Below are 24,951 nucleotides of genomic sequence, written 5' to 3' on the forward strand. Positions count from 1 at the left end.
GTAGCGCTGACGGGGCAGCGCGATGTCCGGGCAAGGTAGAGGGCCGTGAAGGATTGAAGGTGGTAGATAGTTATCGCAGGCAAAAAAAGACCCGCTATTGCGCGGGTCTTTGATCTTGCGTGAGATCAGGTCCCGGACTTGATCTTGGTCCAGGCCCGCGTGCGCGCACGTTCGGCATCACGCGGCAGCGGTTGCAGTGTGTAAAGCGTGCCCATGGCCGCTTCGGTCGGATACAGGTTCGGGTTGTTGCGGATCGCCGGGTCGACCATTTCCGTGGCGTCCTTGTTCGGGTTCGGGTAACCGACGAAGTCGCTGACCGGGGCGATCACCTGCGGTTGCAGCAAGTAGTTGATGAAGGTGTAGGCGTCTTCCGTATTCTTCGCGCCCTTCGGAATGGCGAGCATGTCGAACCAGATTGGCGCGCCTTCCTTGGGCAGGCGCATGTCGACGATCACGCCGTTCTTGGCTTCCTTGGCGCGGTTGGCGGCCTGGGAGAAACTGCCGGAATAACCGACCGCGACGCAGATGTCGCCGTTGGCGATATCGGCCATGTACTTGGAGGAGTGGAAGTACGTGACGTACGGCCGGATTTTCATCAACAGCGCTTCAGCCTTTGCGTAGTCCGCCGGCTTTTTGCTGTTAGGGTCCAGACCCAGGTGTTGCAGGGCCAGCGGCAGGATCTCCGACGGCGAGTCGAGCAGGGCGACGCCGCACTGCTTGAGCTTGCTGATGTTCTCTTCCTTGAAGATCAGGTCCCAGCTGTCCACCGGCGCATTGGCGCCCAGCGCGGCTTTGACCTTGTCCGGGTTGAAGCCGATCAGGATGGTGCCGTACATGTACGGCACGGCGAATTTGTTGCCCGGGTCGTTGGCTTCGATCAGCTTCATCAACTTGGGATCGAGGTGGTTCCAGTTCGGCAGTTTGCTGCGGTCCAGCGGCTGGAAAACACCGGCCTCGATCTGCTTGGCGAGGAACACGTTGGACGGCACCACCACGTCGTAACCGGAGTTGCCGGTCAGCAGTTTGGCTTCCAGCGCTTCGTTGGTGTCGAAGATGTCGTAGACCAGTTTGGTCTGGGTGTTCTGCGCCTTGAAGTCTTCCAGCGCTTTGGGGGTGATGTAGTCGAACCAGTTGTAGACGCGCAACGTTCGCTCTTCGGCGTGAGCGGCCCCGCTGAGCACCGTGGCGCACAGGGCGGGGACGATAAGACGCTTGAGTCTGTTCATTATTGTTGATTCCTCATTGAGCGCTTTCAAAACCTTCAAGAACGTTCACGGCGTTGATGCCGATTTCTTCGACCGCGTAACCGCCTTCCATCACGAACAGCGTCGGCACGCCGAGCTTCGCAATGCGCTCGCCCATCGCCAGGTAATCCGGGCTGTCGAGTTTGAATTGGGAGATGGGATCGTCCTTGAACGTATCGACGCCCAGGGACACGACAACGATGTCGGCGCCGTATTTTTCGATCTCTTTGCAGGCGTTTTCCAGTGCTGCGCTCCAGATGTCCCAACCGCTGCCGGCGGGCAAAGGGTAGTTGAAATTGAAGCCTTCGCCCGCGCCTTCGCCCAGCTCGTCCTCATAACCGAGGAAGAACGGGAATTCGGCTTCCGGATGGCCGTGGATCGAGGTGAACAGCACGTCGCTGCGCTCGTAGAAAATCGATTGCGTGCCGTTGCCGTGGTGGTAATCGACGTCGAGGATCGCCACTTTCCTGTGGCCCTGATCAAGGAACGCTTGAGCGGCGATGGCGGCGTTGTTGAGGTAGCAATAACCGCCCATCAAGTCGCTGGCGGCGTGATGTCCCGGTGGGCGGCACAACGCGAAGGCGCTGCGTGCGCCACGCTGGATTTCTGCCTGGGCGGTGAGCGCCACTTGGGCTGCGCTGTACGCCGCTTGCCAGGTGCCGGCGGTAATCGGCGCGCCACCGTCGAAGCTGTAATAACCGAGCTGGCCGTGCAGGCTGGTGGGCTTGATGGCGCGCAAGGTGCGGGCCGGCCATGTGTAGGGCAGCAAGTCGCCGTCGGTGTTGAATTCGGTCCAGCGGGACCAGGCGCCTTTGAAGAAGTCGAGGTAGTCGCGGCTGTGGATGCGCGCGATCGGGTCGAGGCCGAAGTCCTTCGGCGCTTCGACGGGCCCCAGGTTCTGGTTTTGCACCCGCGCCAGCACGTGGTCAGCACGCGAAGGCATTTCAAAGCAGGGCTTGAGTTGCCCGTCTATCAATTCACAACGGCCGTGGTGCAGGTGGTGATCGTGCGAGTAGATCGTCAGCATTTCTTGTTCTCCGCAGGCTGATTCGGTTGGCTACAGTCTTGCGGCGGATGGCGATTCGGAGAACGGCAGGAAAGGCCAAAAGGGGATTGATATGGCCAAAATAGTTGACCGAAATTCGCCCCTTGTTGGCGCAACGGTGTTCGCTCTTGTAGGAGCCGGCTTGCTGGCGATCCGCTGAACGCGGTGTATCAGGAAAACCGCGTTATCGTTCTTCGCCAGCAAGCCGGCTCCTACAGGCCTGTGTTACGGGCGGAACTGGCTCGGCGCCACCCCACTCCAGCGCACAAACGCATGGCGGAAACTCGCGGTCTCGCTGAAGCCCAGCGCTTCAGCGATCCGGTAAATGGGCATCTGGTCTTCGCAGAGCATGTGTTTGGCCTGCTCGAACCGCAGCTCATCCAGCAATTCCTGATAGCTGCACCCCAGATCCTTGAGGTGTCGGCGCAGGGTTCGCGCCGAGCAATTCATCTGCTCGGCCAACCCTTCGAGCCCTGGCGCCGCATTCAGTTGAGCGCTGAGCAGTTGGCGAATCCGCCCCAGCCACGCCTGGCGCCCGGTGAACTCGATGTTCTGCTTGCGGCAGCGTTCGGCCATGGCCTGATGGGTGATGACATCCGCGAGCGGCAGGGGCTGGTCGAGCCAGCGCCTGTCGAAGGCGAAGGCGTTGTCCCGCGCGTCGAAGTGCAGCGGGCAGTTGAAGTGTTCGGCGTAGGTCGCTTGATAGTCCGGCGCAGCATGTTCGAAACGTGCTGCGATCAACGGCAGCGGGTGACCGAGCAGGTCGTCACAGATGACTTTCAACGACACCAGGCAGAATTCGGCATTGAACACCGCCATCGCCGGGCTCTCCCGGTAGTCGGCGGCGACGAACCAGACGCGTTCGCCGTCCTCCTCCAGGCTCAGCTCGAAAAGTGTTCCCAACAGCGCCGGATACCGCATTGCCAGGCGCAAAGCGTCACCGAAGGTGGCACTGGTGAGCAGTGCATAACCGAGCATCCCGTAGCAGGAAACGTGCATGCGCCGACCCAGTTCCAGGCCGATGTCACGCTTGAGCGCGACCGCGTTGGCGCAGACCTGCATCTCCTGATTGGTGGTGATGCGCGTGTCGGCCCGGTTCAGATCTGCCGCACTGATGCCACTTCCGGCGAGTAGCGCTTCGCTCGACAGACCTTCGGCCTTGAAGGTGTTGAGCACCAGAGAGACGGCGTTGAGGGTGGTGATGTGGGAGTGGAGCATGGGATGTTCCAGCCTTGGGATGGCTGGAAAGCAGCAAGTTACATGCCGAGCACTTGTAGGCGCCGGCTTGCTGGCGAAGAACGATAACGCGGTGTATCTGATGCACCGCGTTGGCCGGATCGCCAGCAAGCCGGCTCCTACAAGGTCAGCTGAGTTCGCCGCAGAGATCGAGTTCTACCAGTCGCCGAACCTCGGCGGTGTCGAGGCCGGCACCCAGCAACGCATGCAACTTGCCGAACGCCGCTTCTCGGGTCATGCCGCCACCGGAAAGTACGCCGACGCCGCGCAGCCGACTGCCAGCCTCATACACATCCAGCTCGACACCGCCTTCATGGCACTGCGTCACCGCAACCACCACCACGCCGTTGTCCCGCGCGCGCGCGAGGCTGGAAAGAAACTCGGGGTTGTCGCTCGGCCCGGTGCCGCTGCCGTAGCACTCCAGCACCAGCCCCTGAATGCCGCTGTCGAGCAGGGCATCAAGGATTTCGGCGCCGATACCAGGAAACAACGGCAACACCGCGACCTTCGCCAACTGCTTTGGCTGGTTGTAGTTCAGTTGCGCAGGTATCGAGGGCGCTTTCACGCCGCCACCCTGACGCTCCAGGCGTTTGAACGGATGCCGACCGAAACTGCGCACCTTCGCGCAACGGGTCGGGTCCAGCAGTTCGCCATGGAAGTACAGATGAACGCCCGGCGCCAGACCTTGGCCGAGGGCGACCAGCGCGCCGCCGAGGTTTTCCCAGGCATCGCTGTCAGTCACACCGGCCGGCAGCATCGAACCGGTAAAGCACACGCGGGCGTGGAGACCGAGCAATTGAAAGCTCATCGCCGCAGCACTGTAAGCCAGCGTGTCGGTGCCGTGCAGGATCAGCACACTGTCGCAGCCCTGTACGTCGACGGCATCGACCACCGCTTCACGCAGTTGCTGCCAGTACGCCGCAGACATGTTGGCGCTGTCGATCAGCGGCGACATCTCGCGAAAGCGCCATTGCGGTACTACCAGCTCTGGCTGGCTGTGCAGATAGTCGCGCATCCGCGCTTCAAAACCGGATGCCGGTGCCAGACCATGTTCGCTGGCTTGCATGCCGATGGTGCCACCGGTGTAGAGCACCATGACGTGCTGGGCGGCAGGGTAGGTCGAGGAATTCATGGCGTTCTCCGAAACAATGACTCCCTATGTGGGAGCGGGCTTGCTCGCGAATGCGGTTGAACATTCAACATTGAAGTCGACTGACACACCGCTTTCGCGAGCAAGCCCGCTCCCACAGGAATTTCGCACTTTAACCGATCAGCGTTGCGCTGCGGGTACGCCTTGAGGCTCGGCTTGAGCCTTGGTGGCGGCCGGCGGGTTGGCTGGCCAGGCGTTCAGGTCCAGATCCAGATCCGGGAATTTGCTCGAATCGAACACCGGGGTCTTGATGCCGGCAGCGCGCTGGTCATCGTAGTCACGCAGGATGCGCATGCCGACCTTGAACAGCAGGAACAGAGCGATCAGGTTCACGAACGCGAGCAGGGTCATGGTGATGTCGGCAAACGCGAACACCGTGCCGAGGTTCTCGATCGCACCCCAGAAGATCAACACCAGTACCAGCGCGCGGTAGCCGATCAGCGCCTTGCGGTTTTCACCGATCAGGAAGCGCAGGTTGCTCTCGCCCAGGTAGTAGTTGTAGAGAATCGAGGTGAACACGAACAACGCCAGTGCCACGGAGATGAACATCCGGCCCCAGTCGCCCACGACAGCGGCGAGCGAGTTCTGGGTCAGGGCAATGCCGTCGCCTTCGAAGCCCGGAGTGTAGAAGCCCGAGAGCAGGATCAGCAGCGCGGTGCAGGTGCAGATCACGAACGTATCGAGGAACACGCTGAACGCCTGAACCACGCCTTGTGCCACTGGGTGTTCGACCGACGCTACGGCCGCCACGTTCGGCGCACTGCCCAGGCCCGCTTCGTTGGCGAACACGCCACGCTTCACGCCCATGACGATGGCACTGCCGATCAGGCCGCCGAAGGCCTGGTCGAGACCGAAAGCGCTTTTGACGATGGTCATCAACATGCCCGGAACGTGGTCGAATTGCAGCACGATCACGTAGATGGTCACGCCGATGTACACCAGGGTTTTCACCGGTACCAGCAGGTCAGCGACCTTGGCGATACGCTTGATCCCACCGATAAACACCAGGCCCAGCAACACTGCCAGGGCCAGGCCGGTCCAGGTGGTGTCGAGGCCGAACGCATTGTTCAGCGAGTGGGTCACGGCGTGGGATTGCAGGCCGTTGAACGCGAACCCGAAGGTCACCAGCAACAGGAACGCCATGATCATGCCCAACCAGCGTTTTTGCAGGCCGTGCTGGATGTAGTAGGACGGGCCGCCACGGTAAGTGCCGTCGGCGTCGGCGCGTTTGTAGAGCTGGCCGAGGGAGCATTCGAAGAAGCTGCTGGACATGCCGACCAGTGCGGTCACCCACATCCAGAACACCGCACCAGGGCCACCGAGGGTCACGGCAATGCCGACACCGGCGATGTTGCCTGCACCGACGCGGCCGGCGAGGCTGAGCATCAGGGCCTGGAACGAGCTGAGTTGCCCGGCGCTGCTTTTGAGGCTGTCGCGGAACACCGCGAACATGTGGAAGAAGTGACGCAATTGAACGAAACGCGAGCGGATCGTGAAGTAGCTACCGAGCCCGACAATGAGCACGATCAGTACTTTCCCTGAGAGGAAGTCGTTAATGACTTCGAGCATGGATTATTCCTCGCTGTTTTTTGTGTAGGCAAATGCTAGGCGGTCGGAAACATCGCGTTACACCGGTTTGCGCGCGGCAAAACAGGCGAGGCGAAGGTTCGTCCCGATTTCATATTGCGGGTTTGTTATTAGTTCGGGTTTCGCATGGGTTTGGGCCTCGTTACCGACGACCGCTCACGCGAAGAGGGGCGGCACTATACCTATGAGAGTGTCGTCCGTCTGCACGGTTGTGGTGCAAGCATCGAAACGAAGCCTTTGAAACGCCCGACGTTACCGGCGTCGGGTTTATGCGGGATCTGCTTTTCTGTGGGAGCGGGCTTGCTCGCGAATGCGGTCTGACATCCACTATTGATGGTGACTGACACATCGCTTTCGCGAGCAAGCCCGCTCCCACATTTCTCAGCCCCCAGACATTCTGATTTACTGCCAAAGAGTTAAAAAAAAGGGCCTGGGGAATAAACCCCAAGCCCTCAAAAGGTGAGAGGTGTCTAGTCCCTCGACCTGGTGAGCGGTGCTACTGATACGTCGGATCAGGCTTTAAGCGGAACCAGACGTGGAGCAATCATGTTTTCCGGGCGCAGGATGTCGGCGAGCATTTCTTCGTCGAGCAAGCCTTCTTCGCGCACCAGTTCCAGCACACCGCGGCCGCTTTCGAGGGCGATACGGGCGATGCGGGTAGCGTTTTCATAGCCGATGTACGGGTTCAGCGCGGTGACCAGGCCGATCGAGTGCTCGACCAGTTCGCGGCAGCGGGCTTCGTTGGCGGTGATGCCAGTGATGCAGTGCTCACGCAGCATGTCCATGGCGCGTTGCAGCAGGCGGATCGAGTCGAAGATCTTGAAGGCGATCAGCGGCTCCATCACGTTCAGTTGCAGCTGGCCGCCTTCGGCCGCGATGGTCAGCGCCAAGTCGTTGCCGATGATCTGGAACGCAACCTGGTTTACCGCTTCCGGGATTACCGGGTTGACCTTGCCAGGCATGATCGAGCTGCCTGGCTGACGCGCTGGCAGGTTGATTTCATTGATGCCGGTGCGTGGACCGCTGGACAGCAGGCGCAGGTCGTTGCAGATCTTCGACAGCTTGACCGCGGTGCGCTTGAGCATGCCGGAGAACAGTACGAAGGCGCCCATGTCGGAGGTGGCTTCGATCAGGTCGGCCGCCGGTACCAGCGGATGACCGCTGATGGTCGCCAGACGTTGAACGGCCAGGTGCTGGTAACGCGGGTCGGCGTTGATGCCGGTGCCAATCGCGGTACCGCCCAGGTTCACTTCGGTCAGCAGTTCTGGTGCCAGTGTCTTCAGGCGTGCCAGGTCTTCGCCCAGGGTGGTGGCAAAGGCGCGGAATTCCTGGCCGAGGGTCATCGGCACGGCGTCTTGCAGCTGGGTACGGCCCATCTTCAGGACGTGGCTGAATTCTTCACCCTTGGCGGCGAACGACTGGATCAGGCTGTCGAGGCTGGCCAGCAAGGCGTCGTGACCCAGCAGCAGACCCAGGCGGATCGCCGTCGGGTAAGCGTCGTTGGTCGACTGCGCCATGTTCACGTCGTTGTTCGGGTGCAGGTATTGGTATTCGCCTTTCTGGTGACCCATGGCCTCCAGCGCGATGTTGGCGATGACTTCGTTGGCATTCATGTTGGTCGACGTGCCAGCGCCGCCTTGAATCATGTCCACCACGAACTCTTCGTGGAAATCGCCGCGGATCAATCGTGCACAGGCTTCGCTGATGGCAGCGTGCTTGGCTTCGCTCAGGTGACCCAGCTCACGGTTGGCGTCAGCGGCGGCCTGCTTGACCATTGCGAGGCCGACAACCAGCTTCGGGTAGTGCGAAATCGGAACGCCGGAGAGACGGAAGTTGTTCACCGCTCGCAGGGTCTGGATGCCGTAATACGCTTGAGCCGGTACTTCGAGTACGCCAAGCAGGTCTTTTTCTGTGCGGAAAGATGCAGCGGAGGACATGATAGAAATCATCTCGATATGGACCCGGTCTGTGCCGGAACGCTGCAAATGCTAGGCTTGTAGAGAATTTTCGGCCAATGCTGTTAAACACTGGCCTATGCACATTCGGCATAATGCCCATGTGACGCCGTGTAGGCGGCGAGCGTGTGACCTAAATTGGTGCGTGTCCGGGAGGACGTGATGAATCTGGAAAGTAAATGGCTTGAGGATTTCAGTGCCCTGGCCGCCACCCGCAGTTTCTCCCAGGCTGCAGAACGCCGCTTCGTGACCCAGCCGGCATTCAGTCGGCGGATCCGCAGCCTCGAAGCCGCGCTGGGGCTGCAACTGGTCAACCGCTCGCGCACGCCGGTCGAGCTGACGGCGGCGGGGCAGTTGTTCCTGGTCACCGCACGGACCGTGGTCGAGCAGCTCGGTGAAGTGCTGCGCCACCTGCATCATCTGGAAGGCGGGCAGGGCGAAGTGATGCAGGTTGCCGCCGCCCACTCCCTGGCATTGGGCTTCTTTCCGCGCTGGATCGCGCAGTTGCGCAATGAAGGTCTGAACATCGCCACGCGGTTGGTGGCCACCAACGTTGGCGACGCAGTGCATGCGTTGCGCGAAGGCGGTTGCGATCTGATGCTGGCGTTCTACGACCCTGACGCCGCCATGCAGATGGACCCGGAGATCTTTCCGTCGCTGCATCTGGGTCACACGGAAATGCTGCCGGTGTGCGCGGCGGATGCCAATGGCAAGCCGCTGTTCGATCTGGAAGGCGAGGCCAGCGTTCCGTTGCTGGCCTACAGCGCCGGAGCGTTTCTCGGGCGTTCGGTGAACGGCTTGCTGCGCCAGCGTGCGCTGCGGTTTACCACGGTGTATGAAACCGCCATGGCCGATAGCCTGAAAAGCATGGCGCTGGAAGGGCTGGGTATCGCCTGGGTGCCGCAACTCAGCGTGCGCGCCGAACTGGCGCGCGGTGAGCTGGTGGTTTGCGGTGGCCCGCAATGGCATGTGCCGCTGGAGATTCGCTTGTATCGCTGCGCACTGGTGCGCAAAGCCAACGTGCGATTGCTGTGGCGAAAACTGGAAGGTGGCGCAGCCCAAACGCCTACCGGACTGTAGGAGCCGGCTTGCTGGCGATCCAGACGACGCGGTCCGTCTGACACACCGCGTTGCGGGGATCGCCAGCAAGCCGGCTCCTACAAGGATCGCGAATTGACCTTCGAGTCAATAAAACCGGGCTTTTGCGCCGTATGACAGATGGTCGTTTCGGGGGCTGTTTATCTGCTTCATTGAGGTATACTGCGCGGCCTTCGGCCGGTTCGTCCGGCCATTTTTCGTACAATCAAGCCACGCATTTTGCGTGGCTTGTTGTTTTTTGACGCGCCTGCGGGCGCCCAGAGAGAAGAGGCACGACGATGAGTGCACTGGTTGGCGTGATCATGGGCTCCAAGTCCGATTGGTCCACCCTTAGCCACACCGCCGATATGCTGGAAAAGCTCGGCATCCCTTACGAGGTGAAAGTGGTCTCTGCCCACCGCACCCCGGACCTGCTGTTCCAGTACGCCGAAGAGGCCGAGGCGCGTGGCATCGAGGTGATCATCGCCGGTGCCGGTGGCGCGGCCCACTTGCCAGGCATGTGTGCGGCCAAGACCCACCTGCCGGTGCTGGGCGTGCCGGTGCAGTCGTCGATGCTCTCGGGCGTCGACTCGCTGCTTTCCATCGTGCAGATGCCTGCGGGCATTCCGGTCGCCACCCTGGCCATCGGCAAGGCTGGCGCCATCAACGCCGCGCTGCTGTCAGCGAGTATCCTTGGCGCCAAGCACCCGAAGTTCCACGCGGTGCTGAAAACCTTCCGTGCTGAGCAGACAGACAGCGTCCTGGAAAATCCAGACCCACGCATCGCCTGAGGTTGTTGACGATGAAGATCGGTGTAATCGGTGGCGGCCAGTTGGGTCGCATGTTGGCGCTGGCGGGCACTCCGCTGGGCATGAACTTCGCTTTCCTGGACCCCGCGCCGGATGCTTGCGCAGCCGCGTTGGGCGAACACTTGCGGGCCGATTACGGCGATCAGGATCACCTGCGCCAATTGGCCGATGAAGTCGATCTGGTGACCTTCGAGTTCGAGAGCGTCCCGGCTGAAACCGTGGCGTTCCTGTCGCAATTCGTGCCGGTCTACCCGAGCGCCGAAGCCCTGCGCATCGCCCGTGACCGCTGGTTCGAGAAGAGCATGTTCAAGGACCTGGGGATTCCGACCCCGGCGTTCGCCGACATCCAGTCGCAAGCCGATCTGGACGCCGCCGTGGCCTCCATCGGTCTGCCAGCCGTGCTGAAAACCCGCACCCTGGGTTACGACGGCAAGGGCCAGAAAGTCCTGCGCACCGCTGAAGACGTGGTTGGCACCTTCGCGGAGCTGGGCAGCGTTGCCTGCTTGCTGGAAGGCTTCGTGCCGTTCACCGGCGAAGTGTCGCTGATCGCCGTGCGCGCCCGCGATGGCGAAACCAGGTTCTACCCGCTGGTTCACAACACCCACGACAGCGGCATCCTCAAACTGTCCGTGGCCAGCACCGACCACCCGCTGCAAGCCTTGGCCGAAGACTACTCCAGCCGCGTGCTCAAGCAGTTGAACTACGTTGGCGTGATGGCGTTCGAGTTCTTTGAAGTCGACGGTGGCCTGAAGGCCAACGAGATTGCACCGCGCGTCCATAACTCCGGGCACTGGACCACCGAAGGCGCCGAATGCAGCCAGTTCGAAAACCACCTGCGGGCCGTTGCCGGTCTGCCGCTGGGGTCGACAGCCAAGGTGGGCGAGAGCGCCATGCTCAACTTCATCGGTAAAGTGCCGGAGACCGAAAAAGTCCTGGCCATCGCCGATTGCCATCTGCATCACTACGGCAAAGCGTTCAAGGCCGGCCGCAAGGTCGGTCACGCCAACCTGCGTTGTGCAGACCGCGAGACGCTGGCGGCACAGATCCTCAAGGTCGAAGCGCTGATCGCGGAATAAATAGTTTCATGTGGCAGCGGCGGAACCATTCAGGGGCCGCCGTTCTCTCATGGCAGGATGCGAAAGTCTGACTAGGCTTTCGCTAGGTGTCCTGTCTCACCAATACTGTTTCTTTTTGACGGCGTCTGTTGTCGTCATGCTGCGTTGCCGTTCCTCGCCGTAGCTGGCTATGACTCGTCGCGGCGCCTTGCCCGACGGCAACAGCCACTCGTCAAAAGAGGAACATTATTGGTGAGACAGGACACAGCCATTCAATCAGAGGGAAATGCCATGGGAATTATTGGAACCATCTTTATCGGCTTGATTGTCGGCCTGCTGGCCCGGTTCCTGAAGCCGGGTGATGACAGCATGGGCTGGATCATGACCATCCTGCTCGGTATCGGCGGTTCGCTGGCGGCCACTTACGGCGGTCAGGCCCTGGGCTTCTATCAGGCAGGTCAAGGCGCAGGCTTCCTGGGTGCGCTGGTTGGCGCCGTGATTTTGCTGGTGATCTACGGCTTGATCAAAAGAAACTGATCCAGGCGACAAAGCCCTCTCTGCGCCGCACGCAGGGAGGGCTAGAATGCTCGGCGTTATACCGTCCTCTCTCATGCCGAGCACCTTCATGCGCCGTCTTCTGTTGACACTTCTTCTACTGGGTTCGGGCCTTGCCCATGCCGGCGAACTGCCGGAAACCGACTGGCTCGAACTGATGCCAAAGTCGGACCAGAAAGCCCTCGAGGCCATGCCCGAAATCGACCACAACTCCCCCGAAGCCAATGGCACCTTTACCGAAAAGGGTGGCATGAAGCAGAGCAAGGGCTTGCCGGCGGTGATGTACTCGACCAAAACCGTGCCGTCGATGAACGATAAGAACATTCGCATCGGCGGTTATCCGGTGCCACTGGAATCCGACGCCAAGGGACGCAGCACGCTGTTCTTCCTCGTGCCGTATCCGGGCGCCTGCATCCACGTGCCGCCACCGCCACCAAACCAGTTGGTGCTGGTGCGCTATCCGAAAGGGTTGAAGCTGGATGATATCTACACGCCGCTGTGGGTAACCGGCACGTTGAAGATCGAGAAGGTCAACAATGATTTGGCCGACGCGGCGTATGCGCTGGATGCGGCGAAAGTGCGGGTGGTGAAAGAGTCGGATCTGTAAAAAACATTGTAGGAGCCGGCTTGCTGGCGATAGCGTCCTCATGATCGCTATCGCCAGCAAGCCGGCTCCTACAGTTTTACAGCGCAGTGCTGCCGATGCTCACGCCCAGGGTATGGCTCGCGCCCGGCGCCAGCGTCACCACATCATCCATCACATTCGCCGTCTCAATGCACAGCATCCGTTGCCAGCCATCGTCTGCCATGTCACTGAACGCTGCCGCGCGATCGATCCACGGGTTCCAGATCACCGCCGAACGCGAACCGCTGCTGGTCAGCTCGATGCGCCGTTCCCAGGCGGGATCGACAATGGTCAGTTTCGCCGGGGTGTTGAGGTAAATGCGATCGGTCTCGCCAGCAAAGCGCAGATCACCAGACTGAGTCACGGTTTTCCAGTTATCCAGCGTCTCGATGTAATTCAAGCCATCCAGCCCTTCAACATGCACCTTGCGCACGTCGCTGACCGCAAAATAGCTGTGCAGCGCCTGGCTGATGGCAACGGTATCGGAGCCCTGGTTGTGGCTGGTCAGGCTGATGTGCAGTTGCTCATCCAGACGAATGCTCAACTTCAAATCCACCTGATGCGGCCAGCCGGGGAAGCCGCCATCGGGGTAGGGGAGAACGAATTCCACCTTCAGGCTTTCACCTTCGGTTTCGATGCCGCCCAGTTCCCAGTCCATCGCCCGTACAAAACCGTGGGCGCTCGGCGGTTCGTTGTTGATGCGCATCGCCTGAACGCTCTGCGGGTTGCGCGCAAGGTTGCCGAACCACGGCCAGCACACCGGGACACCGGCGCGGATACTCTTGCCAGTCTTGAATACCGCCTCGTCGTTGAGCCAGATCAGCGGCGGTTGGCCAGCCAATTGATAACTCAGGATGTGCGCGCCTTGCTGGGCCACCAGTAATTCGGCCTGACCGTGGCGGATGCGCCAGCAGTTCAGTTCATCCAGTTTTACGGCTTCAACGTTGGGCGTGCTCATGGGGCAACTCTCGATCGGTAACAGGACTGCAATGGACCGCAAAACGGTCGCCGTGTTTAACGCGCGCGCGGCGGAACCGAACGGGTGCGACCGCTGCCGTCGATGGCCACGAACACAAACACGGCTTCAGTCACTTTACGCCACTCGCTCGACAACGGATCGTCGCTCCAGACCTCGACCATCATCTGGATCGAGCTGCGGCCGATTTCCAGTGCCTGGGTATAGAAGGAGAGCTGAGCGCCCACCGCCACCGGCACCAGGAATGCCATGCGATCGATCGCCACGGTAGCCACCCGGCCACCAGCGACTTTGCTGGCCATTGCGGTGCCGGCCAAATCCATCTGCGCCACCAGCCAGCCGCCGAAAATATCGCCGAAGCCGTTGGTTTCACGGGGAAGCGCGGTAATTTGCAGGGCGAGGTCGCCTTGCGGAATTGGATCTTCTTGTTCGAGCTCTATCATGCCGGGGGTGCCTCTGACCCGTGACTCTTCATTGGTACTTCAGGTGAATAGCCGTCTCAGAAAAAACGATTCAGCCCCGAACATACTACGTTCGTCACGTTTTTCGTAAGGCGCCTAAAGGGAAACTCTGCGAAATCGACTGGTAGGCCAGCAGCGTCTTCGCACAGCAACCCTTTCAAACTGTTGCAAGATCACGAGTATATCGATCGGTAGACTCCGAGACGACCGTCCGGTTCTCATTTTGACCGTCAAATACGCACCTCTATGTGCTTTTTCGAACAATTTGCTATCGTGCCGGACCTGCCCAAGCCTCCGCCAGCGTTGTTGGGGTTGCAGATCCGACTATAAGAGAAGCCTTGCCATGACCACAGCGCCTTCGAGCACTGCGCAGCCAACACAATCCGCACGTCCGTTGACCCGCAATGACTACAAGACTTTATCGCTGTCCGCCCTGGGCGGCGCGCTGGAGTTCTACGACTTCATCATTTTCGTGTTCTTCGCCACGGTGGTCGGCAAGCTGTTCTTCCCGGCCGACATGCCGGAGTGGCTGCGCCTGATGCAAACCTTCGGCATCTTCGCCGCTGGCTACCTGGCGCGACCGCTGGGCGGCATCGTGATGGCGCACTTCGGCGACCTGTTGGGTCGCAAGAAGATGTTCACCCTGAGTATTTTCATGATGGCGGTGCCGACCCTGATCATGGGTTTGCTGCCGACATACGCGCAAATCGGCATGTGGGCGCCCATCCTGTTGCTGCTGATGCGGGTGATCCAGGGCGCGGCAATTGGCGGTGAAGTGCCGGGCGCATGGGTCTTCGTTTCCGAACACGTGCCGCAGCGGCACATCGGCTACGCCTGCGGCACCCTGACGAGTGGTCTGACGGCGGGCATCCTCCTCGGTTCGCTGGTCGCCACCGCGATCAACAGCATCTACACCCCGGTGGAAGTGGCGGATTACGCCTGGCGGATCCCGTTCCTGCTGGGCGGTGTGTTCGGGCTGTTCTCGGTTTATCTGCGCCGCTGGTTGCACGAGACCCCTGTTTTCGCGGAGCTGCAACTGCGCAAGGCGCTGGCCGAAGAAGTGCCGCTGCGCGCAGTGTTGCGCGACCATCGCGGGGCTATTCTGATTTCCATGCTGCTGACCTGGTTGCTGTCTGCCGCCATCGTGGTGTTGATTTTGATGACCCCGACTGTGTTGCAGACGGTCCATCACTTCTCGCCAACCACCGCCCTGCAGTCCAACAGTGTGGCGATCGTGTTCCTGAGCATTGGTTGCATCGTTGCCGGCGCCCTCGCGGATCGCTTCGGTGCGGGGCGGGTGTTCGTGTTCGGCTGTGCCGCGTTGCTGGCCAGCTCCTGGACCTTCTACCACAGCCTGGCCGAGCATCCTGACTGGTTGTTCCCGATGTACGCATTGACTGGCTTGCTGGTGGGCACCATCGGCGCGGTTCCGTACGTCATGGTCAAGGCATTCCCGCCTGTGGTGCGCTTCAGCGGCCTGTCGTTCTCCTACAACGTGGCTTACGCCATTTTCGGTGGCCTGACGCCGATGATCGTCAGCCTGCTGCTCAAGGAAAGCCCGATGGGTCCGGCGTATTACGTCGCGGTGCTGTGCGGGGTCGGGATTCTGGTGGGTGCTTATCTGTGGAAGAAGGGGCGTTAGTCCGCACGCCTTCGCCAGCAAGCCGGCTCCTGCAGTTGATCACTGTCGTTCACATGATTCGTGCCTGACACGAAATTCCTGTAGGAGCCGGCTTGCTGGCGATGAATGATCACGCTGTATTACTTCGAAACACTGAATGCTGGCCTTTCATCCAATTGTCATATTTCAGCCATAGAGTGTTCACACGGCCTGCTGATACTTGGCCCCGACTAACACACCCTATCTGCTAGGAGTAAGGCATGAAACTGAAGCGTTTGATGGCGGCAATGACTTTTGTCGCTGCTGGCGTTGCGACTGCCAACGCGGTTGCCGCTGTTGACCCTGCTATCCCGAGCTACACCAAGACCACTGGTGTGTCGGGCAACCTGTCCAGCGTCGGCTCCGATACCCTGGCCAACCTCATGACCCTGTGGGCTGAGAACTACAAAAAAGAATACCCGAACGTAAACATCCAGATTCAGGCCGCTGGCTCCGCCACTGCGCCACCTGCGCTGACTGAAGGCACCTCCAACCTGGGCCCGATGAGCCGCAAGATGAAAGACACCGAACTGGCTGCCTTCGAGCAGAAGTACGGTTACAAGCCAACCGCGATCCCGGTTGCCGTGGACGCCCTGGCTGTGTTCGTGCACAAAGACAACCCGATCCAGCACCTGACCATGGAACAAGTCGACGCGATCTTCTCGTCCACTCGTCTGTGCGGCGCTAAAACCGAAGTGAAAACCTGGGGCGACCTGGGCGTGACCGGCGACCTGGCCAACAAGCCGGTTCAGCTGTTCGGTCGTAACTCGGTATCCGGCACTTACGGCTACTTCAAAGAAGAAGCCCTGTGCAAAGGCGACTACAAGCCAAACGTCAACGAACAACCAGGTTCGGCTTCGGTCGTGCAGTCGATCAGCTCCTCGCTGAACGGCATCGGTTACTCGGGCATCGGCTACAAGACCGCTAGCGTGAAGACTGTTGCACTGGCCAAGAAAGGCAGCACTGACTTCATCGAAGACTCCGAAGAAAACGCCCTGAACGGCAAGTATCCGCTGTCGCGCTTCCTCTACGTTTACGTCAACAAAGCCCCGAACAAGCCTCTGGCCCCGCTGGAAGCCGAGTTCGTGAAACTGATCCTGTCCAAACAGGGTCAGGAAGTGGTTGTGAAAGATGGCTACATCCCGCTGCCAGCCAAGGTTGCTGCCAAAGCACTGGCTGACCTGGGTTTGAAGGAAGGCGGCGCTGAAGTCGCAAAAAAGTAAAACCCTAGGCCCGGGGCACGCCCCGGACCTGTAGGAGCCGGCTTGCTGGCGATCCTGACGACTCGGTCTGACAGGACACCACGGTGATGCCATTGCCAGCAAGCCGGCTCCTACACCCCCCAATTTTTGATCCACTGCCAGTTCCCGCTGGCGGCGGATTTGTTGCGTCACTGCATTGTCATCTTTCTGTCATACAGGATCGCTAGGGTGTGCGCATGAATGATCTGGCCAATTCCACCATGACTACAAATCCCCCCAAGCGAATTGATTTCAATACGCCTGAGTTACAACGCAAGCGCCGCATCCGCGCGCTCAAGGATCGCCTGACCCGCTGGTACGTCCTCGTGGGCGGCCTCGCCGTTCTCGGCGCGATCACGCTGATCTTTTTCTTCCTTGCCTACGTCGTCCTGCCCCTGTTCCAGGGTGCCGACCTGACCGCCAAGGAATCCATCACGCCCGCCTGGATGCAGGACGCCGGCAAGCCGCTGATGATCTCCCTGGAAGAGCAGAACCAGGTCGCCATGCGGGTTTCCGACAAAGGGCAGGCGCTGTTCTTTGATATCGACAGTGGCGCTGAACTCAAGCGCGTCGATCTGCCGGTTCCGGCCGGCGCTACCGTGACCTCCATCGGCGAAGACCAACCGGGCCATCCATTGGTGGCGGTGGGCTTCTCCAACGGCCAGGCGTTGGTGTTCCGTCACACCTATAAAGTCAGCTACCCGGATGGCAAGAAAACCATCTCGCCAGCTATCGAATACCCGTACGGTGAAACCCCGATTGCGCTGAACGAGGCGGGCGGTGCCCTGGAGCACGTCAGCCTCAACGCTACGGATTCGACGCTGATGCTGGTCGGTTCCACCGGTTCGCAACTCAATGTGCTCTCGCTCACCAGCGAAGAAAACATGATGACCGGCGAAATCACCAACGAGCAGAAGCGTATCGAGCTGCCGCAGATGACCGAGCCGGTGAAGAACATCTTCGTCGACCCGCGTCAGCAATGGCTGTATGTGATTAACGGTCGTGCGCAAGCCGACGTGTTCAGCCTGCGCGACAAGAGCCTCAACGGTCGCTACAAGTTGCTCGAAAACGGTGAGGCCGAAATCACCGCCAGCACCCAACTGGTGGGCGGTATCTCGTTGATCCTCGGCGACTCCAAAGGTGGTCTGGCCCAGTGGTTCATGGCCCGCGACCCGGATGGTGAGCTGCGCCTGAAGCAGATCCGCACCTTCCAGATGGGCACCACGCCGATCGTTGAAATCACCGCCGAAGAACGTCGCAAAGGCTTCATCGCCCTCGACGCCTCCGGCAAGCTCGGCGTGTTCCACAGCACCGCGCACCGCACCTTGCTGGTGGATCAGGTCGTGGAAGGCCAGGGCCTGTTCGGTCTGTCGCCACGGGCCAACCGCGTGATCGTGGAAGCCGGCGGCAAGATTCAACCACTGCTGCTCGACAACCCGCACCCGGAAGTATCCTGGAGCGCGCTGTGGAGCAAGGTCTGGTACGAGAACTACGACGAGCCTAAATACGTCTGGCAATCGACCGCCGCCAACACCGATTTCGAACCGAAGCTGAGCTTGTCTCCGCTGACCTTCGGCACCCTGAAAGCCGCGTTCTACGCCATGCTGCTGGCCGCTCCACTGGCCGTTGCCGCGGCGATCTACACCGCGTATTTCATGGCCCCGGGCATGCGCCGCAAGGTCAAGCCGGTGATCGAGCTGATGGAAGCGATGCCGACGGTGATCCTCGGTTTCTTCGCCGGCCTGTTCCTCGCACCGTATGTAGAAGGGCATTTGCCGGGCATCTTCAGCCTGTTGATGCTCTTGCCGATTGGCATTCTGGTGGCCGGCTTCGTCTTCAGCCGCCTGCCTGAATCGATCCGCCTGAAAGTGCCGGACGGTTGGGAAAGCGCGATTCTGATTCCGGTGATCCTGTTCGTGGGCTGGCTCTCGCTGTACATGAGCCCGTTCATGGAGAACTGGTTCTTCGGCGGCGACATGCGCATGTGGATCTCCCACGACCTGGGCATCACCTACGACCAGCGCAACGCACTGGTGGTCGGTCTGGCCATGGGCTTCGCGGTCATCCCGAACATCTACTCCATCGCCGAAGACGCCGTGTTCAGCGTGCCTCGCGGCCTGACCCTCGGTTCCCTGGCCCTCGGTGCCACGCCGTGGCAGACCATGACTCGCGTGGTGATCCTCACCGCCAGCCCGGGCATCTTCTCGGCGCTGATGATCGGCATGGGCCGCGCGGTCGGTGAAACCATGATCGTGCTGATGGCCACCGGCAACACCCCGGTCATGGAAATGAACCTGTTCGAAGGTCTGCGAACGCTGGCCGCCAACGTCGCGGTGGAAATGCCCGAATCGGAAGTCGGCGGCAGCCACTACCGCGTGCTGTTCCTCTCGGCGCTGGTGCTGCTGTTGTTCACCTTCGTCATGAACACCCTCGCAGAACTGATTCGTCAGCGTCTGCGCAAGAAATACTCGTCGCTTTAAGAAAGGTAGAAGTCTGTGAAACAGAACTCCCTGAATGGATGGTTCAAGAGCGGCGCCCCGGGCGTCTGGATCAGCGGTGGCGCGGTGTCCATCGCGGTCATCATGACCATTGGCCTGCTGGCGGTGATTGCCGTGCGCGGTCTGGGTCACTTCTGGCCGGCGGACTTGATTCACGCCAGCTACGACGTGCCGGGCCAGGCCAATCACCTGGTCATCGGCGAAGTGGTGCAGAAAGAAGAAGTGCCGCGCGCGCGCCTGAAAAGCGCCGGGCTGCCGGTGCCTGACGAAGGCCCGGAGTTCATGACCCGCGAGCTGATCAAGGTCGGCAACCGTGACTTGAACGGCAACGACTTCACCTGGATTGTCGGTGAGTGGCTGACCAACCAGAAAACCCCGCCTGAGCTGATGGCTATCGAGCGTCGCGAGTGGGGCAATTTCTACGGCTACCTGGTCAACGTCAAACAGGATGGCAAAGTCATCGCTGAAGGCGAAGCCGCGTGGCCTGAGTTGCAGGCACGGGTGGATCGCGTGAACAAGCTCGCCGCCCAGCTCAAGACCCTGGAAAAAGTCGACATCGGCGCGATCAACGCCGGCCTCGAGCGCATCCGTCTGCACGGTCGCAAACTGGAACTGGCCGGCAAGCTCGATGCCATCGCGCAAGCGGACATGGAATCCGAGCGCGCCGAGCTGAACGCACGTTATCAGGACATCGAAGCACGCCTGAACGACCTGCACGCCCAGTTCAATCGCGACAGCCTGACGGCTCGCGACGCCAACGGCAAAGAGGTTGAAATCGGCATCGGCAAAGTGGTTCACGCCTACCAGCCGAACGCCATGGGCACGATGACCAAAATCGGTTTCTACTTCAGCAAGGTCTGGGAATTCCTCAGCGACGACCCGCGTGAAGCGAACACCGAAGGCGGGATTTTCCCGGCCATCTTCGGCACCGTGATGATGACCCTGATCATGGCGATGATCGTGACGCCGTTCGGCGTGCTGGCGGCGGTTTACCTGCGTGAATACGCCAAGCAGAACGCGCTGACGCGGATTATCCGTATCGCCGTGAACAACCTGGCGGGCGTTCCGGCCATCGTTTACGGCGTGTTCGGTCTGGGCTTCTTCGTTTACGTGCTGGGCGGCTCGGTCGACCGGTTGTTCTTCCCGGAAGCGCTGCCGGCACCGACCTTCGGTACGCCGGGTCTGCTCTGGGCGTCGCTGACCCTGGCGCTGCTGGCGGTGCCGGTGGTGATCGTGGCCACCGAAGAAGGCCTGGCGCGGATCCCTCGCACCGTGCGTGAAGGCTCGTTGGCCCTCGGCGCGACCAAGGCGGAAACCTTGTGGAAGATCGTGCTGCCGATGGCCAGCCCGGCGATGATGACCGGCATGATCCTCGCTGTGGCTCGCGCCGCCGGTGAAGTGGCGCCGTTGATGCTGGTGGGTGTGGTGAAACTGGCGCCGTCGCTGCCGCTGGATGGCAACTACCCGTACCTTCACCTCGACCAGAAGATCATGCACCTGGGCTTCCATATTTATGACGTCGGCTTCCAGAGCCCGAACGTCGAAGCCGCCCGACCGCTGGTGTACGCCACGGCGCTGCTGCTGGTACTGGTGATCGCGACATTGAACCTGTCGGCCGTTTATATCCGTAACCATCTGCGCGAGAAATACAAAGCGCTGGACAGCTAATACAAATCCTGTGGGAGCTGGCTTGCCAGCGATGGCATCACCGCGGTGTTACTGAAACACCGCATCGCCTGCATCGCTGGCAAGCCAGCTCCCACAGGGACCGCGATAGATACAGAATTTGAGTAACCCGCTGGCTCCGCCGCGGTTAAACGAACCGAATTTGTCAGCACAGGGAGCCTCCCATGCAGCACGAAGCACATACCCACGGCATCAACATGTCTGCCTTGGGCCGCGACAAACAGAGCCTGAGCCTTGCACAGGAAACCGTGGCCATCGAAGTGCCGGGCCTGAGCCTGTTCTACGGCGACAAACAAGCGCTGTTCGACGTCAGCATGAACATCCCGAAACAGCGCGTGACTGCCTTCATCGGCCCGTCCGGCTGCGGCAAGTCCACGCTGCTGCGCACCTTCAACCGCATGAACGACCTGGTCGACGGTTGCCGCGTAGAAGGCGAAATCAACCTCTACGGCAATAACATCTACCGCAAGGGCGAAGACGTGGCCGAGCTGCGTCGTCGCGTCGGCATGGTGTTCCAGAAGCCGAACCCGTTCCCGAAAACCATCTACGAAAACGTGGTCTACGGCCTGCGCATCCAGGGCATCAACAAAAAGCGCGTCCTCGACGAAGCTGTCGAGTGGGCATTGAAAGGTGCGGCGCTGTGGGACGAAGTCAAAGACCGTCTGCACGAGTCGGCGCTGGGCCTGTCGGGTGGTCAGCAACAACGTCTGGTGATCGCGCGCACCATCGCCGTGGAGCCGGAAGTGCTGCTGCTCGACGAACCGTGCTCGGCACTCGATCCGATCTCGACGCTGAAAGTCGAAGAACTGATCTACGAACTGAAATCGAAATTCACCATCGTCATCGTGACCCACAACATGCAACAGGCCGCGCGGGTTTCCGACTACACGGCGTTCATGTACATGGGCAAACTGGTGGAATTCGGCGACACCGATACCCTGTTCACCAATCCGGCGAAGAAGCAGACCGAAGACTACATTACCGGTCGCTACGGCTAGGAAGCGGTTGTTGCTCACTGAACTGACGCTGCGGCCCACCGCACCTCACCGGACGCTCCAAGGACGCCAACATGATTAGTAAAGAAGGCCTTACTCACCACATTTCCGCGCAGTTCAACGCCGAGCTGGAGGAAGTGCGCAGCCACCTCCTGGCCATGGGCGGGCTGGTGGAAAAGCAGGTCAACGACGCGGTCACCGCGCTGATCGAAGCCGACTCGGGCCTGGCCCAGCAGGTTCGTGAGATCGATGACCAGATCAACCAGATGGAACGCAACATCGACGAAGAATGCCTGCGCATTCTGGCCCGTCGTCAGCCGGCGGCGTCCGACTTGCGTTTGATCATCAGCATTTCCAAGTCGGTAATCGACCTTGAGCGTATCGGCGACGAAGCGACCAAGATTGCCCGCCGCGCCATCCAGTTGTGTGAAGAAGGCGAAGCCCCGCGCGGCTACGTCGAAGTGCGTCATATCGGCGACCAGGTGCGCAACATGGTTCGCGACGCCCTGGACGCATTTGCCCGCTTCGACGCCGACCTGGCGTTGTCGGTGGCGCAGTACGACAAGATCATCGACCGCGAATACAAGACCGCCCTGCGTGAACTTGCGACCTACATGATGGAAGACCCGCGCTCTATCTCGCGGGTTCTGAGCATTATCTGGGTGCTGCGTTCGCTGGAGCGGATCGGCGACCACGCGCGCAATATTTCCGAGCTGGTGATTTACCTGGTGCGTGGTACCGACGTGCGTCATCTGGGCCTCAAGCGCATGAAGGAAGAAGTTGAAGGCACAAGTGGTGAAACCGCTAATGTTCCGGGCAAAGTTGACGATAAGTAAGATTGCCCAAGTAAAGCGCCCGGCCTTTTGGCCGGGCGTTTTTGTTTGCGGGTTTACGAAGTCGAAAGCAGCACCCGCGAACGAAAAGTCCCGGCGTGACTGAAGGTTTTTGGCAATGTGCCATCAGCAAAGCGGTATGCTTGCCGGGATTTTTTAAAGGGGTGATGGATGAGTAAGGTCAGTGTGTTGGTCGTGGACGATGCGTCGTTCATTCGTGACCTGGTGAAGAAGTGCCTGCGCAACTACTTCCCGGGGATCCGGATCGAAGACGCGGTCAACGGCAGGAAGGCTCAGGCCTTGCTGGCACGGGAGGCGTTCGACCTGGTCCTGTGCGACTGGGAAATGCCGGAAATGTCCGGCCTGGAATTGCTGACCTGGTGTCGCGAGCAGGACAACCTCAAGACCATGCCCTTCGTGATGGTGACCAGCCGTGGCGACAAAGAGAACGTCGTCCAGGCGATCCAGGCTGGGGTTTCCGGTTACGTCAGCAAACCGTTCACCAACGAACAACTGCTGACCAAGGTCAAGCAGGCGCTGAACAAGGTCGGCAAGCTCGATACCTTGATGAACAGCGCGCCGACCAAAATGAACTCGGCGTTCGGTAATGATTCCTTGAGCGCATTGACCGGCGGCAAGGCTGCTGTGGTCGCGCCCGCAACAGCGCCGGTCGCGGCCAACCCGTTTGCCAAGCCTGTCGCCGCACCTGCCCCGGCCCCTGCGGCTGCTGCACCGTCCCGCGGTTTGCTCAACAGCCCGCCGGTGAAGGCGCCAGCAGCGTCTGCAGCACCATCCGGCGGTCGCGGCCAGGGCCAATTGCGCCTGCCCAATGGCATTCAGCAATGCGTGATCAAGGCCTTGAGCCTCAAGGAAGCGCTGCTGGTGGTCAAACGCACCGAAGCCCTGCCGCAAGTGCTCGACAGCGCTGTGCTCGATCTGGAGCAAGGTGACAACGCCGAAGTCGCCCGCCTGAACGGTTACCTGCACGCCATCGTCGCTCATGAACAGAAACCCGACAGCGAATGGCTGCAGCTGACGTTCCGCTTTGTCGACCAGGATGCGCAGAAACTGGATTACATCTCCCGTTTGATAGCACGTGGTACGGCGCAGAAGCATTTCGTACCCGGCGCGTGATCTTCGTCGCCTGACAGTCCGTCTTCGCGAGCAAGCCCGCTCCCACAGGTACCGCGTGAATCCTGTGGGAGCGGGCTTGCTCGCGAAGGGGCCCTCAAATTTGCCGCACATCTGCGGAACTGCCCATTTTGAAACATCTGCCGACTACCCGGGTCCATTGCAGCTGCTAGGCTCATCCCCAGGCCTTACTCGACAGAATCCTGCCCATGCTCGCGCGCCTGCTGTTTTGCTGTGGTCTGTTCATGGCGTCCACCTCGGCCATGGCCATGACCATCTACAAGTCCACCGATGCCAATGGCGTGGTCTCCTACAGCGACCGCCCCACGAAGGGCTCCCAGGTGTTCACTTTTCGTGATCGCATGGTCGAGCACCTTGAACGTCAGGTGTACCTCGTCATCACCAAGAAAAAAGGCGTGGACAGCGTGTACGTGCGCAATGACCTGTACGCGCCGGTAGAGATCGAGTTGAGTTTCGCCGGTCTGAAAAACGTCAGCGGTGCGCCGAGCCGGCCGATTCGCCGGGTCATGCCGGCGCGCAGCAGCATTCGTCTGGCGCTGCTCACGCCCACGAAAGCGCAGATGCCGCTGGCGTATACCCCAAAATTCGAATACTCCCTGGGTGATCCCTCAGGGGCTGCCATGGCCTATCGATACCCCTTCCCCTGGCGTGGCGGACCGTTTCGGCTCAGTCAAGGCGCCAACGGTCAATACAGCCACTTCGGTCCGAAGAATCGCTATGCCATGGACATCGCCATGCCTGTAGGCACGCCGATCGTCGCGGCACGAGGCGGGGTGGTGGTGAAAACCGAGAATGCCCAGACCGGGCGCGGCAACGATCCGTCGGGCAATTTCGTGCGAGTGCTGCACGATGACGGGACGATGGGCGTTTATCTGCACCTCAAGCAAGGGTCGGTGAGTGTTCGCGAAGGGCAGCGAGTGTCGGTGGGGAGCCCGCTGGCGCTTTCAGGCAATACCGGCAACAGCAGCGGGCCGCACCTGCATTTCGTGGTACAGCGCAATACAGGGTTGGGGCTGGTGTCGATTCCGTACCAGTTCAATCAACCGGTGGGGGCGTTGCCCAACTTTGCGTTGGGCAAACAATGATGTGTGGTCCGGACTGACGCCTTCCT

The 24,951-nt window shown here is 60.5% G+C and carries 21 protein-coding genes; 13 read left to right on the plus strand and 8 right to left on the minus strand.

Annotated features, from left to right (window positions below; translation table 11 throughout):
• Window positions 1-125 precede the first annotated feature (125 nt).
• From FBY04_RS29275 to aspA, 6 genes are all read right to left on the minus strand, one after another.
• Window positions 126-1,226 carry a polyamine ABC transporter substrate-binding protein gene (locus FBY04_RS29275; RefSeq protein ID WP_084317698.1) on the minus strand — a complete coding sequence of 367 codons (1,101 nt, stop codon included), beginning with the start codon at window positions 1,224-1,226 and terminating at the stop codon, window positions 126-128.
• 13 nt (window positions 1,227-1,239) lie between these two features.
• On the minus strand, window positions 1,240-2,271 hold the full coding sequence (locus FBY04_RS29280) for a histone deacetylase family protein (RefSeq protein ID WP_084317699.1): 1,032 nt from the start codon (window positions 2,269-2,271) through the stop codon (window positions 1,240-1,242).
• A gap of 243 nt (window positions 2,272-2,514) precedes the next feature.
• On the minus strand, window positions 2,515-3,507 hold the full coding sequence (locus FBY04_RS29290; RefSeq protein WP_145318829.1) for an AraC family transcriptional regulator: 993 nt from the start codon (window positions 3,505-3,507) through the stop codon (window positions 2,515-2,517).
• 145 nt (window positions 3,508-3,652) lie between these two features.
• Window positions 3,653-4,657 (minus strand): asparaginase, encoded by a 1,005-nt coding sequence (locus FBY04_RS29295; protein ID WP_145318832.1) that lies wholly within the window; start codon window positions 4,655-4,657, stop codon window positions 3,653-3,655.
• Window positions 4,658-4,795: 138 nt separating this feature from the next.
• The gene (locus FBY04_RS29300) at window positions 4,796-6,244 is read right to left on the minus strand and encodes a sodium:alanine symporter family protein (protein ID WP_084317702.1); all 1,449 of its coding nucleotides are present in this window, start codon (window positions 6,242-6,244) and stop codon (window positions 4,796-4,798) included.
• A 530-nt stretch (window positions 6,245-6,774) separates the two neighbouring features.
• Window positions 6,775-8,199, minus strand: coding sequence for an aspartate ammonia-lyase (aspA, locus tag FBY04_RS29310; protein ID WP_017341569.1), 1,425 nt, complete (start codon window positions 8,197-8,199; stop codon window positions 6,775-6,777).
• Between the two features lie 180 nt (window positions 8,200-8,379).
• Between aspA and FBY04_RS29315 the strand changes: the two genes are divergently transcribed.
• The 5 genes from FBY04_RS29315 (at window position 8,380) to FBY04_RS29335 (ending at window position 12,320) form a co-directional block, all read left to right on the plus strand.
• Window positions 8,380-9,297, plus strand: a complete 918-nt coding sequence (locus tag FBY04_RS29315; protein WP_084317704.1) for a LysR substrate-binding domain-containing protein — start codon at window positions 8,380-8,382, stop codon at window positions 9,295-9,297.
• 296 nt (window positions 9,298-9,593) lie between these two features.
• The gene (gene purE / locus FBY04_RS29320; protein WP_084317705.1) at window positions 9,594-10,085 is read left to right on the plus strand and encodes a 5-(carboxyamino)imidazole ribonucleotide mutase; all 492 of its coding nucleotides are present in this window, start codon (window positions 9,594-9,596) and stop codon (window positions 10,083-10,085) included.
• Between the two features lie 11 nt (window positions 10,086-10,096).
• Entirely contained in the window at window positions 10,097-11,179 is a 1,083-nt protein-coding gene (locus FBY04_RS29325) for a 5-(carboxyamino)imidazole ribonucleotide synthase (protein ID WP_084317706.1), read from the plus strand.
• A gap of 270 nt (window positions 11,180-11,449) precedes the next feature.
• Entirely contained in the window at window positions 11,450-11,695 is a 246-nt protein-coding gene (locus tag FBY04_RS29330; RefSeq protein ID WP_084317707.1) for a GlsB/YeaQ/YmgE family stress response membrane protein, read from the plus strand.
• Window positions 11,696-11,783: 88 nt separating this feature from the next.
• Window positions 11,784-12,320 (plus strand): DUF3299 domain-containing protein, encoded by a 537-nt coding sequence (locus FBY04_RS29335; protein WP_084317811.1) that lies wholly within the window; start codon window positions 11,784-11,786, stop codon window positions 12,318-12,320.
• 76 nt (window positions 12,321-12,396) lie between these two features.
• On the opposite strand, the gene FBY04_RS29340 is transcribed toward FBY04_RS29335, so the two are convergent.
• Both FBY04_RS29340 and FBY04_RS29345 read right to left on the minus strand, forming a co-directional pair.
• Window positions 12,397-13,296 carry a D-hexose-6-phosphate mutarotase gene (locus FBY04_RS29340; protein ID WP_145318864.1) on the minus strand — a complete coding sequence of 300 codons (900 nt, stop codon included), beginning with the start codon at window positions 13,294-13,296 and terminating at the stop codon, window positions 12,397-12,399.
• A 56-nt stretch (window positions 13,297-13,352) separates the two neighbouring features.
• The gene (locus FBY04_RS29345; protein ID WP_007896491.1) at window positions 13,353-13,757 is read right to left on the minus strand and encodes an acyl-CoA thioesterase; all 405 of its coding nucleotides are present in this window, start codon (window positions 13,755-13,757) and stop codon (window positions 13,353-13,355) included.
• Window positions 13,758-14,118: 361 nt separating this feature from the next.
• On the opposite strand from FBY04_RS29345, the gene FBY04_RS29350 reads away from it, so the two are divergent.
• From FBY04_RS29350 to FBY04_RS29385, 8 genes are all read left to right on the plus strand, one after another.
• Window positions 14,119-15,417 (plus strand): MFS transporter, encoded by a 1,299-nt coding sequence (locus FBY04_RS29350; RefSeq protein WP_084317709.1) that lies wholly within the window; start codon window positions 14,119-14,121, stop codon window positions 15,415-15,417.
• Window positions 15,418-15,656: 239 nt separating this feature from the next.
• Window positions 15,657-16,658, plus strand: coding sequence for a phosphate ABC transporter substrate-binding protein PstS (locus FBY04_RS29355; RefSeq protein WP_084317710.1), 1,002 nt, complete (start codon window positions 15,657-15,659; stop codon window positions 16,656-16,658).
• Window positions 16,659-17,122: 464 nt separating this feature from the next.
• A complete protein-coding gene (locus tag FBY04_RS29360; protein ID WP_174602644.1) occupies window positions 17,123-19,156 on the plus strand; it encodes an ABC transporter permease subunit in 2,034 nt (677 codons plus the stop codon).
• Window positions 19,157-19,171: 15 nt separating this feature from the next.
• Complete coding sequence (gene pstA / locus FBY04_RS29365; RefSeq protein ID WP_145318867.1) at window positions 19,172-20,842, plus strand: phosphate ABC transporter permease PstA; 1,671 nt, start codon at window positions 19,172-19,174, stop codon at window positions 20,840-20,842.
• A 182-nt stretch (window positions 20,843-21,024) separates the two neighbouring features.
• Window positions 21,025-21,858: a phosphate ABC transporter ATP-binding protein PstB gene (pstB, locus tag FBY04_RS29370; protein ID WP_084317713.1), complete on the plus strand. Its 834-nt coding sequence runs from the start codon at window positions 21,025-21,027 to the stop codon at window positions 21,856-21,858.
• A gap of 71 nt (window positions 21,859-21,929) precedes the next feature.
• Entirely contained in the window at window positions 21,930-22,691 is a 762-nt protein-coding gene (gene phoU, locus FBY04_RS29375) for a phosphate signaling complex protein PhoU (protein ID WP_084317714.1), read from the plus strand.
• 168 nt (window positions 22,692-22,859) lie between these two features.
• Window positions 22,860-23,822, plus strand: a complete 963-nt coding sequence (locus FBY04_RS29380) for a response regulator (RefSeq protein ID WP_084317715.1) — start codon at window positions 22,860-22,862, stop codon at window positions 23,820-23,822.
• Between the two features lie 206 nt (window positions 23,823-24,028).
• Window positions 24,029-24,925: a peptidoglycan DD-metalloendopeptidase family protein gene (locus FBY04_RS29385; protein ID WP_145318871.1), complete on the plus strand. Its 897-nt coding sequence runs from the start codon at window positions 24,029-24,031 to the stop codon at window positions 24,923-24,925.
• Window positions 24,926-24,951 lie beyond the last annotated feature (26 nt).

The sequence above is a fragment of the Pseudomonas sp. SJZ080 genome (assembly GCF_007828295.1).
Classification (GTDB): Bacteria; Pseudomonadota; Gammaproteobacteria; order Pseudomonadales; family Pseudomonadaceae; genus Aquipseudomonas; species Aquipseudomonas migulae_A.

Coding starts and splice junctions, on each gene's coding strand:
- FBY04_RS29275 (WP_084317698.1), bottom strand. CDS start 1,226: ATGAACAGACTCAAGCGTCTTATCGTCCCCGCCCTGTGCGCCACGGTG.
- FBY04_RS29280 (WP_084317699.1), bottom strand. CDS start 2,271: ATGCTGACGATCTACTCGCACGATCACCACCTGCACCACGGCCGTTGT.
- FBY04_RS29290 (WP_145318829.1), bottom strand. CDS start 3,507: ATGCTCCACTCCCACATCACCACCCTCAACGCCGTCTCTCTGGTGCTC.
- FBY04_RS29295 (WP_145318832.1), bottom strand. CDS start 4,657: ATGAATTCCTCGACCTACCCTGCCGCCCAGCACGTCATGGTGCTCTAC.
- FBY04_RS29300 (WP_084317702.1), bottom strand. CDS start 6,244: ATGCTCGAAGTCATTAACGACTTCCTCTCAGGGAAAGTACTGATCGTG.
- aspA (WP_017341569.1), bottom strand. CDS start 8,199: ATGTCCTCCGCTGCATCTTTCCGCACAGAAAAAGACCTGCTTGGCGTA.
- FBY04_RS29315 (WP_084317704.1), top strand. CDS start 8,380: ATGAATCTGGAAAGTAAATGGCTTGAGGATTTCAGTGCCCTGGCCGCC.
- purE (WP_084317705.1), top strand. CDS start 9,594: ATGAGTGCACTGGTTGGCGTGATCATGGGCTCCAAGTCCGATTGGTCC.
- FBY04_RS29325 (WP_084317706.1), top strand. CDS start 10,097: ATGAAGATCGGTGTAATCGGTGGCGGCCAGTTGGGTCGCATGTTGGCG.
- FBY04_RS29330 (WP_084317707.1), top strand. CDS start 11,450: ATGGGAATTATTGGAACCATCTTTATCGGCTTGATTGTCGGCCTGCTG.
- FBY04_RS29335 (WP_084317811.1), top strand. CDS start 11,784: ATGCGCCGTCTTCTGTTGACACTTCTTCTACTGGGTTCGGGCCTTGCC.
- FBY04_RS29340 (WP_145318864.1), bottom strand. CDS start 13,296: ATGAGCACGCCCAACGTTGAAGCCGTAAAACTGGATGAACTGAACTGC.
- FBY04_RS29345 (WP_007896491.1), bottom strand. CDS start 13,757: ATGATAGAGCTCGAACAAGAAGATCCAATTCCGCAAGGCGACCTCGCC.
- FBY04_RS29350 (WP_084317709.1), top strand. CDS start 14,119: ATGACCACAGCGCCTTCGAGCACTGCGCAGCCAACACAATCCGCACGT.
- FBY04_RS29355 (WP_084317710.1), top strand. CDS start 15,657: ATGAAACTGAAGCGTTTGATGGCGGCAATGACTTTTGTCGCTGCTGGC.
- FBY04_RS29360 (WP_174602644.1), top strand. CDS start 17,123: ATGCAGGACGCCGGCAAGCCGCTGATGATCTCCCTGGAAGAGCAGAAC.
- pstB (WP_084317713.1), top strand. CDS start 21,025: ATGCAGCACGAAGCACATACCCACGGCATCAACATGTCTGCCTTGGGC.
- phoU (WP_084317714.1), top strand. CDS start 21,930: ATGATTAGTAAAGAAGGCCTTACTCACCACATTTCCGCGCAGTTCAAC.
- FBY04_RS29380 (WP_084317715.1), top strand. CDS start 22,860: ATGAGTAAGGTCAGTGTGTTGGTCGTGGACGATGCGTCGTTCATTCGT.
- FBY04_RS29385 (WP_145318871.1), top strand. CDS start 24,029: ATGCTCGCGCGCCTGCTGTTTTGCTGTGGTCTGTTCATGGCGTCCACC.